Consider the following 640-nt stretch of genomic DNA (forward strand, 5'->3'; position numbering starts at 1 on the left):
CGCGGGGAAATGCTGCACTCTGCGTTGGAGGACGCCATGAACACGGCATCGGCCAGGGCCTCCGGGTGGTGGGCGTGTGCCTTGTCCACCAGATCCACCACCGCCTCCACCGTAGCCACAGGCACAGGGTGCTGGTGCACCACAGCCACTGGGGCTTGTTCGCAGCGTCCCACACAGGGAGCGGCAACCACGCGCACGTCGCCGCCCAGCAAGGCAGGCAGGCGCTGCAGCAGATCCTGGGCACCTGCCATCTCGCAGCTCAGGCCGTCGCATACGCGCACCGTCAGGCCCGGCGCCTGCGCGTCGCCCTTGACCACTTCGAAGTGGTGGTAGAAGGTGGCCACTTCAAACACCTCGGCCATGGGGATGTTCATCTCCCGTGCCAATGCCACCAGGTGCCGGTCATGCAGGCAGCGGTAGGCGTCGTTGAGCTTGTGCAGGTGCTCGATGAGCAGATCGCGCGGGTGCGGCGCGTCTCCGATCAGTGCGCGCACCTCATCCAGTGACACATCGTCCGCCTGACGACCCTTGAGCTTGGCTTTGCGGCGTATGCGCTCGCGCATGTCCTCTACCGTGCCCAAGGACACGGGCTTCACTTCAGAAGACGGGGCAACTACAGATTGCATGTTCACTTGCGATT

The 640-nt window shown here is 64.7% G+C and carries 1 protein-coding gene; it reads right to left on the reverse strand.

Annotation, left to right across the window (positions count from 1 at the left end; translation table 11 throughout):
• A partial coding sequence (locus AC1RMF_RS26635) for an NADH-quinone oxidoreductase subunit NuoE family protein (protein WP_493145572.1) occupies window positions 1–626 on the reverse strand: 626 nt, incomplete at its 3' end.
• Between the last annotated feature and the right edge of the window lie 14 nt (window positions 627–640).

The sequence above is a fragment of the Rhodoferax sp. GW822-FHT04A08 genome (genome assembly GCF_058801025.1).